This is a genomic window from Achromobacter maghribensis (assembly GCF_057334215.1).
Window position 1 is genome coordinate 133,158 of the sequence record NZ_JBHFII010000023.1, and the last position, 14,465, is coordinate 147,622.

Consider the following 14,465-nt stretch of genomic DNA (forward strand, 5'->3'; position numbering starts at 1 on the left):
ATCAGGCCTTGGTCTTGGGTGGACGGCGCCGTGCGGGCCGGTCCGCATGCGTCGGGATGGCGGATGGCGCACGACAGCCCGCCAGGAAAAACGCGGCCGCCTGCTTGAGTTCATGCGACAGCGAAACGCCGGCGTTGCCCAGCGCGTGCATCACTGCGCCGAGATACAAAAAATGCAAATAGCGCGCCAACTGGGGCGCGGGCGTGGCCGCAGTAATCTCTTGTGCGTCCTGCGCGTCGGCAATCAACCGTTCGTAAACGGCAAGCATGTCGGAGCCAGATGCCGCGTCGTCGCTCTGTACCTGTTGGAATCGATGCCTGAGATAGGGAGCGATATAGACCCAGTGGCCTTGCCACCACTGGGCCGACGCCTCGAATACGCCTGTCACCCGTTCTTCGAACGACGATAGCGTCATGATGTGGTGCAGCAACTGCGGGATGCCCTGCGCAAGCTGGGCGTCTACCCAATACGCCACGATCGCGTCCTTGTCCGCGAAATGGTTGTACAGGGTTCCCCGAGCGACGTCCGCCGCCGTCGAGATCTGGTCCATGGTCGTGGCGGCATAGCCGTTCTGGTCGAACAGCCCGATTGCCGCCTGAGCCAGATGGTCGCGGGTTTGTTGCTGTTTACGCAGGGCTCGATCAGACACGACAGACACCTTATTGAACATTGTCCAATCTTAGACAATGTTCAATATTGGAGTCAAGCCTCCCGGCCCCGCCGGTGTGGAATCTGCGGCTTTGCCCCGATCAGCGCGGCGAACCTATTTGCAGCACCCTGAAGTCGCGCTGCATATAGCGATCCATCACCAGCGACAGAATCGGGTTACCCGCGTTCTCTGCCTTGGGCGACACCATGCTGACAACTGCGGCACACATGTTGCCGGCCTGGACGGTACGCCCCGAGACCTTGGCTTGCACCGCGGCAGCCATGCTTTCTTTCCACGCAGCGTCGATGCCGTCGACGGCCTGCTTGGCCGTGGCGCAATCTGCGTAAGCCAGGGAAATCACCACAGCGGGCAGGTTGTTGATCTGAGCGTCCGCGATGATGCCGGAGAAGTAAGGAGGAATACCGCGCCAGCTCGATTCAACCGCCGCCTGAAGATTGCGTTTCGCGGCTTCGATGTCTTGGGGGTTAGCGGGTAGGACCTTTGCCGGATCGACGCCTTCAAGACCCAACACAGGTGAGATGACCGCAGCTTGCACAATTTGGCCACGGCCAGAAGAAACGGCGTCCTTCAACCCGGCGACGGACGCGCCAACGACTTCACTGTCCGCAACCGACGGCGACGGTTTCGCCAGTAATTTCATACCCGTGGGGGCCGCCGCTTGAACCAACGCGGTATCCAAAGGCAGAACAAAGCTCGCCTTGCCCATCGTGCCTCTCCAAGGGTCTCTTGGATTGGCCTTTTTCATATCCATCTTATTGGCCTCGCCATTCGCGAGAACGCCTGGAACGTCGCCATCAACCGCCGAGAAATCGGCCTGCTTAAGATGATCAACCAACGTTCCCAAGGATTTCGAATCCTTCAGCCCCCAATAGGTGATATTGCCGGGCGGCTGGCCGAATGCGGCGAAATACGAAAGTTCATCAAAAGGGATTTTCGCGTTCGCCGACCATTGGTCCAGACCGTACCCCATCGATTGAAGCGGGCTGATCCATTGCCCCATGGTCAATCTGCGCATGCCGTCCGCTGACGGGCCGGCTTTCTCAAGCCCTCGCCAGGCCTGCGTGTCAACAAAGAATATCTGCATCGCTTCAGGTGTGCTCAGCACCGCCTGCGGTATCTGCTTCAAGGCATGCTGCAAGGATTGGGTGCTGTCTTGTGCGACGGCAGACGTCGCAAATCCGGTCATCAAGCAGAGAGCAAAAGCCTTTAAGCGCATCAGATTTTTTCCTTTTTTCTTTCGGAAGTGGCTGGACGATGGTACATCAATACAAATGATCAATCGTCTCGTCGCGCGGACGCTCGGCGCGAGCGCGATACTGCGCGATCCATTTCACGGACTGTGCGACGCCTCCGAATGGAAAGAAATGCAGGCTTACCTTTCCATGTGCTGGCGTCAGTCCGGCGGCCAGGCGATCCACAAAAATATCCGGCCCGGCCGTGCCGAACAGCTTGCCAAGAGAGATGCCGTACTTGGACCACATTGACGCGCATGCGCTGACGCCGCACAACGAGGCATACCGAGCAAGCACCGCGATACCCGCGGGACCCGGCACACCCACGCGCACAGGATGTTCAATGCCGCGCTCGCGCAGCGTTTTCAACCAAGCCAACACGATGTCGGCGTCGAATCCAAACTGCGTGACGATCAACGGCGTCATGCCGCGCCTGCCGATGTTGTGGCACTTGCGTTCAAGCACATCCCACCGGTCGGCGGCGTTCATGACCGGATGGCCTTCCGGATGCCCTCCCACGCCCAGAACCTGGATGCCGGAGCGCTCGAACACACCTGTTTCGATCAGCGAGGAACTGTCGGAAAACGGCCCCATCGGGGTCGACAGATCACCCCCGATCACAAAGCAGCGGTCAACGCCGGCCTCGGCGACCGCGCGCTTGACGAAGGATTCAAGCTCGGCAAGCGAGGCGATGCGGCGTGCGGAAAGGTGCGGCATCGGCGCCAAGCCCAGTCCGCGCACGGCACGCGCCGCGGCCAAGCGGGCGTCGTTGTCCTGGCCCGGCAGGTAGGGAATGGAAATGGTCGACCCCGGCAATATCCGCGGCGCCGCTAAGGTCAGCGCCGGGATGTCCTTCACGCTGACTTCCAACGAATAGGCGTCGGTGATGTGGCCGGGGGATTTGGGGGTAATGAAATGAATCAAGGGCATCGCTGAAAGGCACGCCGAATGGCACGCCGAATAGCACGCCGAATGGCCCGGCACGCGGGTTGCGTTCGACGATGGGGTTCATCCATTGGCGTCTTGCGCAACGGCAGTAGCGGTAGCTGAATGGCGAGCCAGTTCGATGAAGGCCCGCACGTAGTCGATGGCGGTGTCTGTCTCGCGTGCCCCAAGAAAGATCTGCTTCGCGATGCCGCGCGCACCCAGCCGCACCGGCACCACGTCCATCCTGGCCGCATATTCCTCGACCAGCCAGCGCGGCAGAGCGGCCACGCCGCGTCCGCTGGCCACCATCTGCACCATGATGTCGGTGGTTTCAATCGCTTTGTGGCGCTTCGGCGTAACACCGGCCGGCAACAAGAACTGGTTGTAGATGTCCAAACGCTCGATGTCCACGGGATAGCTGATGAGCACTTCCTGGGTCAACTGCTGGGGCTTCACGTACGCGGCCGCTGCCAGGGCATGGCCCTTGGCGACAACCAGCACCTGCTCGTAGTCGAACACGGGCTCGAACTTCAGCCCCGGCTTGAACAGCGGGTCGGGCGTGACCAGCAAGTCGATCTCGTAACCGAAAAGCGCGCCGATCCCGCCGAACTGAAATTTCTGTTTGACGTCCACGTCCACGTCGGGCCATGCGGTCAGATAAGGTGAAACCACCTTAAGCAGCCACTGATAGCACGGGTGGCATTCCATGCCGATACGCAGCGCGCCGCGCTCGCCCTGCGCGAACTGGCCCAGCCGCTCTTCGGCCAGATCCAGTTGCGGCAGCACGCGGTTCGCCACCGCCAGCAGGTATTGGCCTGCCTGCGTCAGGCGCAGGCTTCGGCCTTCGCGCAGCCAGACGTCGGTGCCCAGTTGCTGCTCCAGCTTCTTCATGCTGTGGCTCAAGGCCGACTGGGTCAGATTCAGCACGCCCGCGGCGGCCGTCAACGACCCCTGCTTCTCGACCTGCTGGACGATGCTGAGGTGGATGCGTTCAAGCATTCAGATGAATTCCGCTCATGGATTTGTGAAATAAAACCATTTTACTTCATCATCACCCTACCCTAGTATGCGATCCCGGCTTGTTGCTGCAACTGCACAAAAAAACAGATGCGGCAGCGCGTAGATCCATTCATGTGAAGCACAAAAATGACACGTCCACTCCGTCTAGTCGCCGTTTCCGGAGGACTGCAGCGCCCCTCCAAATCTGCGGCCCTGGCAGAGCACCTGCTGGACCTGATTGCCGAAGCAATCCCGTGCGAACAACACCTGGTCGAACTGGGTCAGCTCGCCCCGCAACTTGCTGGCGCGGTCTGGCGCTCTCAATTGCCCGACGCGGTGGAGTGGGAACTTGGCGTCGTCGAGCAAGCTGACATCGTGGTGGTGACAACCCCGGTCTATCGGGGCTCCTACACGGGACTGTTCAAGCACTTCTTCGACTTTATCCATCACGACGCCTTGATCGACAAGCCCGTCTTGTTGGCCGCCACCGGCGGCAGCGAACGCCATGCCCTGATCATCGATCACCAACTGCGGCCGCTGTTCAGCTTCTTCCAGGCGCGCACATTGCCGCTGGGCGTCTACGCGACCGACAAGGATTTTGCCGACTACCGCTTGCACGACGAGGCCCTGATCGAACGGGCCAGACTGGCGGTCCAACGGGCATTGCCCTTAATCGAACTGATGCGCCATCCAAGCACCGCCGCCGCAGAAGAAGCGGTAGCAGCCTGACGCAAAGCCAATTCAGCCGCCGCCCGCAGCGGCGATAGCGTCCGTCGCCAAGCGGCAGCCGGACTCCGCATTTCTTTCGCCAAAATCAGCACACCCCATGAGCAACGCGTTCACATTCAACATCAAGAGCATTCCTTTTGATGAAAATTATCAGCCCTCGGACGGCACTCGCATAACGACCAACTTTGCCAATCTGGCGCGGGGCGCGAGTCGCCAGGAAAATCTTCGCAACACGCTGAAGATGATCGACAGGCGCTTCAATAATCTGGCGCATTGGGACAACCCCAAGGCGGATCGCTACACGGTCGAACTCGAGATCATCTCCGTTGAAATGAACATCGCCGCCAACGGCGGCAGTGATCTGTTTCCGCTGATTGAAATCTTGAAAACCAATATCGTTGACCGCCACAACAACGAACGCATCGAAGGGATCGTCGGGAATAACTTCTCTTCGTACGTGCGCGACTACGACTTCAGCGTGCTTTTGCAAGAGCACAACAGGAACAAAGCCACCTTCAGCTCGCCTGACGATTTCGGCGACTTGCACGGCAAGCTGTTCAAGCACTTTGTCGGTTCCAGCGCTTACCAAGAGCGGTTCAGCAAGCCGCCTGTCATCTGCATCAGCGCGTCAAGCAGCAAGACGTACCTGCGCACTGAAAATCAGCACCCCATCCTGGGCGTTGAATATCAGCAAAGCGAATTTTCGCCGACGGACCAGTACTTCGGAAAAATGGGCTTGCAGGTCCGTTACTTCATGCCCCCGGGCAGCGCCGCGCCGTTGGCCTTTTACTTTCAGGGCGACCTGCTTGGCCACTACACGAACCTTGAGCTGATCAGCATCATCAGCACGATGGAAACGTTCCAGAAGATCTACCGTCCCGAGATCTACAACGCCAATTCCGCCGCGGGGAAGGTCTATCAACCGAGCCTGAATAATCAGGACTACTCGGTGACGCAGATTGTCTATGACCGCGATGAGCGCAGCCAGCTCGCCGTGAAGCAGGGAAAGTTCACGGAAGAGCACTTCATCAAGCCCTACAAGCACGTGCTGGAAAGCTGGGCCGCCAGCTACGCGCACTGATCACCTAAAAAACACACGAGACCGCCTGATCATGAAAAAACTACTGCCCACCTCCACCGCCGGCAGCCTGCCCAAGCCTTCGTGGCTGGCACAGCCTGAAAAACTCTGGTCGCCTTGGAAACTGCAAGACGAAGCGCTGATCGAGGGCAAACAAGACGCTTTGCGCCTGGCGCTGCAAGAACAACAGCACGCCGGCATCGATATCGTCAGCGACGGCGAGCAAACCCGTCAGCACTTCGTCACGACGTTCATCGAGCATCTCGACGGCGTCGATTTCGAAAAGCGCGAAACCGTTCGAATCCGTGATCGCTATGACGCCAGCGTGCCGACCGTGGTGGGCGCCGTCAGCCGCCAAAAACCGGTGTTCGTCGAAGACGCCAAGTTCCTGCGTCAGCAGACCAAGCAACCTATCAAATGGGCGCTGCCGGGTCCCATGACGATGATTGACACGCTGTACGACGCCCACTACAAGAGCCGCGAAAAGCTGGCCTGGGAATTCGCCAAGATCCTGAACCAGGAAGCCCGCGAACTGGAAGCCGCAGGCGTGGACATCATCCAGTTCGATGAGCCGGCCTTCAACGTCTTCTTCGACGAAGTGAATGATTGGGGCATCGCCACCCTGGAACGCGCAATCGAAGGCCTGAAGTGCGAAACCGCCGTGCACATCTGCTATGGCTACGGCATCAAGGCCAATACCGACTGGAAGAAGACCCTGGGTTCGGAATGGCGTCAGTACGAGGAATCGTTCCCCAAGCTGCAACAATCCAGTATCGACATCATCTCGCTGGAATGCCACAACTCGCACGTGCCGATCGATCTGCTCGAACTCGTTCGCGGCAAAAAGGTGATGGTCGGCGCCATCGACGTAGCCAGCGACAAGGTTGAAACGCCGGAAGAAGTGGCCAATACGCTGAGAAAGGCGCTGCAGTTCGTGGATGCCGACAAGCTGTATCCGTGCACGAACTGCGGCATGGCGCCGTTGTCGCGCGCCATTGCGCACGGCAAATTGCTGGCGCTGAGCGAAGGCGCGGAGATTGTTCGGAAGGAACTGTTGGGCTGATGCTGAGCTAACACGATGGTGTCAGACTGCAGATTTTCGCTGGCATCGGCGAAATTGCAGTCTGACTTCGCGGGCATGCGGGGCGCAGGCAGTGGTTTTATCGTTGTTCCATCTACTGTTCCTTCAGCCCCAACGACTTTATCAATGGGGCGAACAATTTCTTCTCGTCCTGCACACGCGCGGTGTAGTCGGCCACGCTTAGCGGTAGCGCCTCGGCGCCGGCATCCAGGAACCGCGCCTTGATCGCCGGCCGTGCCAGCACCTTGTTGATTTCGCCGTTCATGCGATTGACCACATCATCGCGGGTGCCGGCGGCGGCATACACGCCGAACAGGCTGTCCGCGAAAACGCCGTCAATGCCGGCCTCGGAAAAGGTTCGTATGTCGGGCGCCACGGCAGCCCGTTGCCGGCTTGCCACCGCCAGCACCTTCAGCTTGCCCGCTTGCACCATGGGAAAGACCGTGGCCGGTCCAAACGCAAAGTCTATCTGACCCGCGGCCAGGTCTTGTATCGCCGGCGCCACGCCGCGATATGGCGCATGGGTGGCCTGCATGCCGGTAGCCTGCTTGAGCAGCTCGCCAGCCAGATGCGGCGTCGTGCCATTGCCGGCCGACCCGTAGTTGAGCGGATTGGGCTGCTTGCGGGCGTATTCGACGAACGCTTCAAGCGTATCGACGCCCAGCGAAGACCGGACGAACAGGAACAACTGGCTGTTGGCCAACAAGGCGACCGGCCGCAGGTCCCGCTGCGGATCGAATGGCATGCTGGCGAACATCAACGGGTTGACCGATTCGGTGGTCGATGGATTGAGCAGGAAGGTATGGTTGTCCCCGCCGTTGCGCACGACCTCGGCGCCCGCCAGGTTGCCGCCCGCGCCGCCCCGATTCTCCACGATAACGGTCTGCTTCAAGGCCTCGGCCAAATGCGGCTGTACCGTGCGTGCCAGCACGTCGACCAGCCCGCCAGGGGCCAACCCCACGACCAGGCGCACCGGCTTGGTGGGCCAGGCCTGAGGCGCCGTTTGCGCTTGGCTGCCCGTTGCCCAACCAGCCAGCGCCAGCATCATCATGGCAAGGCAATGTCTACGCAGCAGCATGCGATTCTCCTTTGGGGCGCCACCGCGCGATCCTGCGTACGGTGCGTCAGGTGCCGCACCCCGGTGAACCGCCTTGATACCTCATCACGGCGGTGCCCTGCATCTGGCGCTTATTCTTCACAAAAGTTTAAGCATAAAGAATCCCGGATAACCCTAGTTTTCCGGCGCTGGCATCATCAAGCAAAGCCAGCGCGGGCCGCACCAAGCCGCGCAGCAGTTCCGCTTCTGGCCGTGCCCGCGCCAGTACGCGCAGGCCCATCAGCAAGCCGAGCAGCATGCGCGCAAGATCCTCCGCCGACTGCCCGGCGTTGATGGTGCCTGCCTCTTGACCCGCCCTCACGCAGCGCAGGAAAAAGCCTTCCATATCCCGCAGCACAAGCGCCAGCGCCTCGCGAAACTCGGCATCGTGCGGCGCCAGCTCCAGCGCCGAATTCACGATCATGCAGCCCTTGCGCTGCTCGTCCGCCAGCGACAATTCGATGATCTCGTCAAAGAATGCACCGATAGCCGCCCGAGGCGCCAGCTGGGACTCGAAGCGCCTGACCCGTTCACAAAATCCGCGTTCGACATAATGGGCAAGCGCCCGCTGGTACAACGCGCGCTTGTCTCCAAACGTGTTGTACAGGCTGGGACCCACGATACCCATCGCAGCGGCCAGATCGCGAACCGAGGTCGCTTCATAGCCGCGCGACCAGAAGCACTCGATGGCGGCATCGAGCGCCGCCGCTTCATCAAACGCTTTCGGGCGCGCCATATCAACTTTCCTGCGCCGACGCAGGAGGAAAATTCGACGGGAACAACGCGCGCTTGGTCTCGTCGTCGTTCACCGTTTTCCAGTGGTGGCTTTTACTAAGCGCCCGAGCGCGCGCGACGGCTGGGCGTGCATCCACGCTGGCAAACCAGCGTTTCAGTTCCGAAAACGGCGCCAGCGGATCTTCGGCGCCTTTGCGCACGCGCGAGGCCCGGTCAAGCCAGCCCCACGCCGAAATATCCGCAATCGTGAAGCTGTTGCCGACGATGAACTCGCGTCCCGCCAGATGCTGGTCCAGCACCTGATAGTGCCGCTCGGCCTCCCGGCGATAACGATTAACGGCGTAGTCCAGGCCAGCGGGTGCGGCAAACTGAAAGTGCACCGCCTGGCCCGAGAACGGCCCCAGCCCCGAGGCAATGAACAGCAGCCACGACAACAATTCGGGCCGATCCTCGGGCGTGCCCGCAAGCTGGCCGGTCTTGTCGGCCAGATAGATCAGGATGGCGGTCGAGTCAAAGACGCGCGCTTCCTTGCCGCCAGGGCCATCGGTGTCAACGATGGCCGGCACTTTGCCATTCGGATTGATGGCCCGAAACGCCGGCGCGTGCTGTTCGCCTTTGCTGGTGTCGACGGGCACGGCTTCGTATGCCAACCCTGTCTCTTCCAGAAAGAGCGCGATCTTGGCAGGGTTAGGCGTCGGATGAAAGTAGAAACGGATCATGGCTGTTGTCTCGCTGTCGTGGTGGTCGATGGGACTGCTACCTGGCGCTTGGGACGGGCTGCCATAAGCACGCCGCCGACGACGGCAAGAAGCGCAACGCCCTCTTCCCACGACGGCAGCTCACCCAGAACGGGAATGGCGGCAAGCGCGGCAACCGCCGGTATCAAGGCAATGATGGCCGTCGCGGCGGATGACCCCAACAGCGCGACGGATCTGTTGAAGGACACGATGGCCACGCCGCTCATCAAGACGCCCTGATAGAAAGCCTGCAAACAAATTTCGCCGGGCGACGCCAAGGCAAGACGGCTAAGTCCGGCAAACAGGTAGACCGGCAGGAACAGCACGGCCGACCAGAAGCAGATCAGCGCCGCCGCCTGCACCGGCGTCAACGCACTACGCCGAAACAGCAGCGTATACACGGCCCACATCGCGGCGGCAGTGACCAGGGCCAGCAACCCCACCGGATTCGCGACGCCGTGGGCCGAAGCTCCGCCAGCAACCATGCACACCAGCCCGATGACGATGGCCAGATAGCCGAGCCACCGCCCCCTGCCCGGCCGTTCTTTCAGGAAAACCCAGGCAAATAGCCCGACGAAGACGGGCATCAGCGTCGGCGTAACCGCCGCTGCCCGGCCAGCGGACGTGAGCTGCAGGCCCAGTGCGACCGCCAGGACGAAGGGCATGCCCCACAGGCAGGCGTATAGCAGCCCTTCTGCCCACTGCTTGGCGGAAATGCGCCTTGCGCCACGCAGCAGCACTGGAAAGAGAATGACGGCCCCGATGCCGAACCGCAACGCGGTGACATCCCACAAGCGCAATTCCCGCGTCACGCTAAAGCGCGTCACCACGAACCAACCGGCGAAGATCAGTACGCTAAGAGCCGCCCAGCCAAGCCCGCGAAGGGTTTGGCGGGACGGTCGTCGGAATTGGGATACGGGAGCGGGTCCGATGGCGGCGTCCTGGCTGGGGTCGGCAAATTGCGTCATACGGAGACCACCCCTGGGGCAAGCTGGTTGACGGAGGCACTTGCGTTGCAGACGCCGTGCAATGTCAGGGGATTTTATATCGACTGCTATAAAACATGCCAGCGTTGATTTTTCTAGTACGCCGATGAAGGGCTAACGCGGTGTCGCCGCATCCACAAAGGCCGACAGATCGCGATTGAAGCGCTGCGTCTCCTCCAGAAAGGGCGAGTGCCCCGCCTTTGGGTAGAACCTGCCGATGGCGCCGGCGTTCAGGGCCTTGGCGCGGTTGAAGGACGGTTGGGCTTGAACCAAGGCGTCACGCGCGCCATAGATCAGCAACAGCGGCTTGTGCATGGCTCCCAAGCCCTTGGGCGCATCCAGCGACATGCCATGCACGGCGTTCTGCATGTTCTGTGAGGCCATGGCCGCATTCGCCAGCAAACGCTGGAACGTCAGTGCGTCAGGTGGGTTGGCAAAGCACAGCGCCACAAATTCACGCTCGGCATCGAGATGCGTCTTGAGGTCCGGCGATGCCATTCCTCGGTACACCTCTGGATGCGGCACGATTTGCTCCGGTGTCAGCTCGATAACGCCTCCAACATATACCGCCCCGGCGATTTGCTCGTCACCATAGGCAGCCAGGTAATTCGTGGTCACGGCGGCGCCCAGCGACCACCCCACCAGGACAGGCTGGCGGGCTCCCGAGCCGGCGATCACCGCTGCCAGGTCATCCGCCCAACGTCGCCCATCACGGTAGGCATCCGCACGCTCCGGCTGGCCGGACAAGCCATGCCCGCGCATATCGAACGTAATCAGGCGATAGCGCTGCAACTCCGGGCTGTTGACCTGCTTGTCCCAACTGAGATGGCTGCCCAGCAGTCCATGAATGAAAATGATGGGCTGGCCGTTCGGGTCGCCGGCCTCTTGTACCGCGATGCGCACCCCATCAGGCGCCGTCACGGTGTACGGTTCCACGCCGGCCTGCGCCAGCGCGGATGCAGCCATCAAGACCACAGCGGCAAAACCCTTGCGCCATTGGGTAAAGAGATTGAAAGACAACATGTTGAAGCTCCTTCAAAGGGAAAGAGCCCAGGCTAAAGCCTGACATTAGTGTCATGGTCAAGCGCTGGTGATAAGGTTCAGTTCATGAACCAGACCGAGTCCACCACCCTGCTGAAGATCGGCGCTTTGGCGCAAGCAACCGGCGTCAGCGTACGCGCGATTCGTCACTACGATCAGCACGGCTTACTTGCGTCGACGCGTGCCCAGAATGGATACCGCGCATTCGAGGCGGTGGCCGTCACGCAGGTTAAACAGATCCAGCGTTTGATCGCCGCCGGCTTCAGCTTGGAAGAAATTCGCAGCTTTCCGGATTGCATGTTGCTGATCGAAGGGGCGAAGGCATGCGCGGATATCACGGAGGCGAAGCGCAAGCGGCTGGCGATATTGGAGAAACAGATAGCGGCGCTGGAGAGACAACGTCAGCGATTGCGAGCCATGCTGATTGAGGGGGCTGAACAGGAGTGAACGGGCCCAAACAATAAGCACGCCCAACGACTCGATCTGATGGCGTACCCAGCGCGATCATCCCAACTCACTCGTCCAGACCTTCGATGAACCCATCCAGACAATCCCCAACCCCACGGCCACCGCACCGACCCAGGCCGTACTGGTCAGCCCCATCGCTTCCAGGCTGGCACCACCCAGCAGCGCCCCCAGCGCGATGCCGCCATTGAAGCCGGCGATGTTTAGCCCAGCCGCCACTGCCGGTGCCCGCGGCGCGTGGATGTGCGACAGCCCGATCACCCGCGCCTGCAAGGCAGGCACCGCCGCATAGGTCAGCGCACCCAACAGGCCCGTCAACAACACCATCAACGGCAACGATGGCGCCGATGCCCAGATCGCCAACAGCACGACAGCCAGGCCGACCAGCACGGTCATCACGGCGAAGTCCGCGCCCTTGCGGTCGGTCAGGCGTCCGCCCCAGATGTTGCCGATAGCGGCCATCACGCCGTAGCTCAGCATCAACAGGCTGGCCGTGCCCTCGCTGACGTTCGTCACCTGCCGCAGAATCGGCGAAATGTAGGTGTAGAGCGCGAACGACCCCGCATACGCCAACACGGTGATGCCGGCCCCGGCCAGCAGGCGCGGATTGAACATCGCTATCAGGCCATCCTTCGCGTTGGCCTGCGCTGAGGCGTCGTCCCGATCCGTCGGCATCAGGGCCAGCAGACCCAGAAAGCCAATCAGGCCGCTCGCGGCTACTGCCATGAAGATCACCTGCCAGCTCAACACGCTGCCCAGGTAGGTGCCAAGTGGCACCCCCAGCGCCAGGGCCAGCGTCAGGCCGCCGAACACCACGGCCACCGCTGCACCGGCACGATGCCGCCCCGCCAGTTGGGTTGCCACGCTGGATGCCACGGCGAGAAACACCCCATGCCCCAGGCCCGAAGCAAAGCGGGCAATTAGCATGGGCGTCAGTGCATCCGACAAGCTGACCACCGCATTGCCCAGCGTGAACAGCCCCATCGCCACCAGCAGCAGCCGCTTGCGCGGCCAGCGGGTCGCCAGCGCAGTCAGGCCCGGCGCACCAATCACCGCACCCAGCGCATAGGCCGTAACCGCCGTGCCGACCTGGCTAACGCTGGCATGCAGATCGGCGGAAATAGTGGACACCAGGCCGATGGTGACGAACTCGGTAAAGCCCAGGGCGAACGCGCAAAGCGCGAAGACGTAGATGACGAACGGCATACGTGGACTCATCGTTCAGGCTCGCTTTTCGGCCAACACGCGATGCGGATGCGTGACCTCGGACAGATAGGAACCGCTGAGCGCGGCGTCGGCGGTGCCGGCCGGTCCCTTGCGGTCGTGGCGGGTCAGGACGAAAAGGATGCGTTGGGTCATCGGAGGCTCCTGCAAGCGAGTCAAGCACACCGCCGAGCGCCTCCGGCGGAGGCGTGCGCGTTGCGGCATGCGAGGTAAGAAACCTCATTCTGGTGAATCGGGTATATCCTTTAAATGACCAAAATAGACAAACACTTTCCCCGGAATGACCCAAATGGCCCTGCGCAACCTAGATGACCTGGTGGTGTTCGTGCACGTGGTGGAGCGCCAGAGCTTTTCCGCCACCGCACGCGACCTGCACCTCGCGCCTAAGACGGTCAGCAAGCAGATCGCCCGGCTTGAACAGGCGTTGGGCACCACGCTGTTCGAGCGCAACACCCGTAACTTGCGAATCACCGGCGAAGGCCGCGCCATCGCCGAGCGCGCACGGGTTGCCCTGTCGGTGTTGGAAGAAGTGCAGGAACTGGCGACCGGGGCAAGCCAGGAACTGAGCGGCACCATCCGTCTGACCGCGCCCACGCCGTTCGGGCGCAAGTTCGTCGCCCCGGCGATCCACGATTTCTGCCGCCTGCATCCCCGCGTCGGCTTCGACCTGCGCCTGTCCGATCAGGTGCAGGATCTGTATAGCGGCGACCTCGACCTGGCGATCCGCATGGGCGAGTTGGCGGATTCGCGGCTGGTGGCGCGGCGCGTGGCCGACAACCGGCGCATCCTGGCTGCCTCTCCGGCCTACCTGAAAGCGCACGAACAACCCGCGCAACCGGAAGAACTGGAGCGGCACAACTGTCTGGTGTTCGCGTATCCGGGCCTGCTGCAAAGCACCTGGCCGCTGCGGAAAGGCCGCCGGGAGAAGCCTATTGCAGTCAGCGGCACGCTGTGCAGCGACAGCGGTGACGTGCTGCACGCGTGGTGCCTGGCTGGGTTGGGTATCTCGCTGCGCGAGAGCTGGGACATCCACGAGGAACTGCGCGACGGCCGGCTGGTGCGCGTGTTGCCGGAATGGGAAGCCACGCCATCGAAGATCAGCATTGTGAGGGCGCGGCGAGAGCCCGTGCCTCGTCGGCTAACGGCGTTCAGCGACTTTTTGTTTGATCGCTGGCATCAAGCGCCGTGGGACAGTTGATGCGGCTTGACTGGGCCGCGTACGCTGCGACGATAAATCGATAGCGCTCGTTGAGAGATGGGATAGAGAGCTGCTGGGCGAGATTTTTACCGTCAAGGACGGTAAAAATCTCAATAGTGAACGAGAGTGTCTTAATCCGGCCTCGATTCTTACCGCCAGCGCTACCGTCAACTTGTTTTGCTAGCCGGCGATAGCCACCGATAGATGCCGTGACGTTTTTCCCTAACGGATCAATACGTTACGACGATTTTTCGATAGCTGGCGATA

General features: G+C 61.3%; 16 protein-coding genes. 5 read left to right on the forward strand and 11 right to left on the reverse strand.

Annotation, left to right across the window (positions count from 1 at the left end; genetic code table 11):
* Window position 1: 1 nt before the first annotated feature.
* The 4 genes from ACE039_RS10070 to ACE039_RS10085 all read right to left on the reverse strand — a co-directional run bounded on the left by ACE039_RS10070 (window position 2) and on the right by ACE039_RS10085 (window position 3,828).
* Window positions 2-649 (reverse strand): TetR/AcrR family transcriptional regulator, encoded by a 648-nt coding sequence (locus ACE039_RS10070; RefSeq protein ID WP_485822284.1) that lies wholly within the window; start codon window positions 647-649, stop codon window positions 2-4.
* Window positions 650-749: 100 nt separating this feature from the next.
* Complete coding sequence (locus tag ACE039_RS10075) at window positions 750-1,949, reverse strand: hypothetical protein (protein WP_485822285.1); 1,200 nt, start codon at window positions 1,947-1,949, stop codon at window positions 750-752.
* Window positions 1,933-2,886 (reverse strand): methylenetetrahydrofolate reductase, encoded by a 954-nt coding sequence (locus ACE039_RS10080; protein WP_485822286.1) that lies wholly within the window; start codon window positions 2,884-2,886, stop codon window positions 1,933-1,935. The genes ACE039_RS10075 and ACE039_RS10080 overlap by 17 nt, the downstream gene beginning before the upstream one ends.
* A 24-nt stretch (window positions 2,887-2,910) precedes the next feature.
* Entirely contained in the window at window positions 2,911-3,828 is a 918-nt protein-coding gene (locus tag ACE039_RS10085) for a LysR family transcriptional regulator (RefSeq protein WP_485822287.1), read from the reverse strand.
* Between the two features lie 147 nt (window positions 3,829-3,975).
* On the opposite strand from ACE039_RS10085, the gene msuE reads away from it, so the two are divergent.
* From msuE to ACE039_RS10100, 3 genes are all read left to right on the forward strand, one after another.
* Window positions 3,976-4,557: an FMN reductase gene (gene msuE / locus ACE039_RS10090; RefSeq protein ID WP_485822288.1), complete on the forward strand. Its 582-nt coding sequence runs from the start codon at window positions 3,976-3,978 to the stop codon at window positions 4,555-4,557.
* A 97-nt stretch (window positions 4,558-4,654) separates the two neighbouring features.
* Window positions 4,655-5,638, forward strand: a complete 984-nt coding sequence (locus tag ACE039_RS10095; RefSeq protein WP_485822289.1) for a DUF1852 domain-containing protein — start codon at window positions 4,655-4,657, stop codon at window positions 5,636-5,638.
* Between the two features lie 31 nt (window positions 5,639-5,669).
* On the forward strand, window positions 5,670-6,698 hold the full coding sequence (locus tag ACE039_RS10100) for a methionine synthase (protein WP_448713305.1): 1,029 nt from the start codon (window positions 5,670-5,672) through the stop codon (window positions 6,696-6,698).
* A gap of 112 nt (window positions 6,699-6,810) precedes the next feature.
* Here ACE039_RS10100 and ACE039_RS10105 read toward each other — a convergent pair whose 3' ends face one another.
* The 5 genes from ACE039_RS10105 to ACE039_RS10125 form a co-directional block, all read right to left on the reverse strand.
* A complete protein-coding gene (locus tag ACE039_RS10105) occupies window positions 6,811-7,794 on the reverse strand; it encodes a Bug family tripartite tricarboxylate transporter substrate binding protein (RefSeq protein WP_448713306.1) in 984 nt (327 codons plus the stop codon).
* A gap of 127 nt (window positions 7,795-7,921) precedes the next feature.
* Window positions 7,922-8,548, reverse strand: coding sequence for a TetR/AcrR family transcriptional regulator (locus ACE039_RS10110; protein WP_448713307.1), 627 nt, complete (start codon window positions 8,546-8,548; stop codon window positions 7,922-7,924).
* A gap of 1 nt (window position 8,549) precedes the next feature.
* Window positions 8,550-9,266 (reverse strand): glutathione S-transferase family protein, encoded by a 717-nt coding sequence (locus ACE039_RS10115; RefSeq protein ID WP_485822290.1) that lies wholly within the window; start codon window positions 9,264-9,266, stop codon window positions 8,550-8,552.
* The gene (locus ACE039_RS10120; protein WP_485822291.1) at window positions 9,263-10,252 is read right to left on the reverse strand and encodes a DMT family transporter; all 990 of its coding nucleotides are present in this window, start codon (window positions 10,250-10,252) and stop codon (window positions 9,263-9,265) included. Before ACE039_RS10120 ends, ACE039_RS10115 begins: the two co-directional genes overlap by 4 nt.
* A 132-nt stretch (window positions 10,253-10,384) precedes the next feature.
* Window positions 10,385-11,293 (reverse strand): alpha/beta fold hydrolase, encoded by a 909-nt coding sequence (locus tag ACE039_RS10125; protein WP_485822292.1) that lies wholly within the window; start codon window positions 11,291-11,293, stop codon window positions 10,385-10,387.
* Window positions 11,294-11,377: 84 nt separating this feature from the next.
* Here ACE039_RS10125 and ACE039_RS10130 point away from each other — a divergent pair, with 84 nt between their 5' ends.
* Window positions 11,378-11,758, forward strand: coding sequence for a MerR family transcriptional regulator (locus tag ACE039_RS10130; RefSeq protein ID WP_485822293.1), 381 nt, complete (start codon window positions 11,378-11,380; stop codon window positions 11,756-11,758).
* 57 nt (window positions 11,759-11,815) lie between these two features.
* Here the strand turns inward: ACE039_RS10130 and ACE039_RS10135 are convergent, their stop codons facing one another.
* Window positions 11,816-12,982 carry an MFS transporter gene (locus tag ACE039_RS10135; protein WP_485822294.1) on the reverse strand — a complete coding sequence of 389 codons (1,167 nt, stop codon included), beginning with the start codon at window positions 12,980-12,982 and terminating at the stop codon, window positions 11,816-11,818.
* A 15-nt stretch (window positions 12,983-12,997) separates the two neighbouring features.
* Entirely contained in the window at window positions 12,998-13,135 is a 138-nt protein-coding gene (locus tag ACE039_RS10140; protein ID WP_485822295.1) for a hypothetical protein, read from the reverse strand.
* Between the two features lie 154 nt (window positions 13,136-13,289).
* Between ACE039_RS10140 and ACE039_RS10145 the strand changes: the two genes are divergently transcribed.
* A complete protein-coding gene (locus tag ACE039_RS10145; protein WP_485822296.1) occupies window positions 13,290-14,198 on the forward strand; it encodes a LysR family transcriptional regulator in 909 nt (302 codons plus the stop codon).
* Window positions 14,199-14,465: the final 267 nt, after the last annotated feature.

Excerpts from the sequence above, each read along its gene's own strand:
- ACE039_RS10085 (WP_485822287.1), bottom strand. The coding sequence starts at position 3,828 with ATGCTTGAACGCATCCACCTCAGCATCGTCCAGCAGGTCGAGAAGCAG.
- msuE (WP_485822288.1), top strand. The coding sequence starts at position 3,976 with ATGACACGTCCACTCCGTCTAGTCGCCGTTTCCGGAGGACTGCAGCGC.
- ACE039_RS10095 (WP_485822289.1), top strand. The coding sequence starts at position 4,655 with ATGAGCAACGCGTTCACATTCAACATCAAGAGCATTCCTTTTGATGAA.
- ACE039_RS10100 (WP_448713305.1), top strand. The coding sequence starts at position 5,670 with ATGAAAAAACTACTGCCCACCTCCACCGCCGGCAGCCTGCCCAAGCCT.
- ACE039_RS10105 (WP_448713306.1), bottom strand. The coding sequence starts at position 7,794 with ATGCTGCTGCGTAGACATTGCCTTGCCATGATGATGCTGGCGCTGGCT.
- ACE039_RS10110 (WP_448713307.1), bottom strand. The coding sequence starts at position 8,548 with ATGGCGCGCCCGAAAGCGTTTGATGAAGCGGCGGCGCTCGATGCCGCC.
- ACE039_RS10115 (WP_485822290.1), bottom strand. The coding sequence starts at position 9,266 with ATGATCCGTTTCTACTTTCATCCGACGCCTAACCCTGCCAAGATCGCG.
- ACE039_RS10120 (WP_485822291.1), bottom strand. The coding sequence starts at position 10,252 with ATGACGCAATTTGCCGACCCCAGCCAGGACGCCGCCATCGGACCCGCT.
- ACE039_RS10125 (WP_485822292.1), bottom strand. The coding sequence starts at position 11,293 with ATGTTGTCTTTCAATCTCTTTACCCAATGGCGCAAGGGTTTTGCCGCT.
- ACE039_RS10130 (WP_485822293.1), top strand. The coding sequence starts at position 11,378 with ATGAACCAGACCGAGTCCACCACCCTGCTGAAGATCGGCGCTTTGGCG.
- ACE039_RS10135 (WP_485822294.1), bottom strand. The coding sequence starts at position 12,982 with ATGCCGTTCGTCATCTACGTCTTCGCGCTTTGCGCGTTCGCCCTGGGC.
- ACE039_RS10140 (WP_485822295.1), bottom strand. The coding sequence starts at position 13,135 with ATGACCCAACGCATCCTTTTCGTCCTGACCCGCCACGACCGCAAGGGA.
- ACE039_RS10145 (WP_485822296.1), top strand. The coding sequence starts at position 13,290 with ATGGCCCTGCGCAACCTAGATGACCTGGTGGTGTTCGTGCACGTGGTG.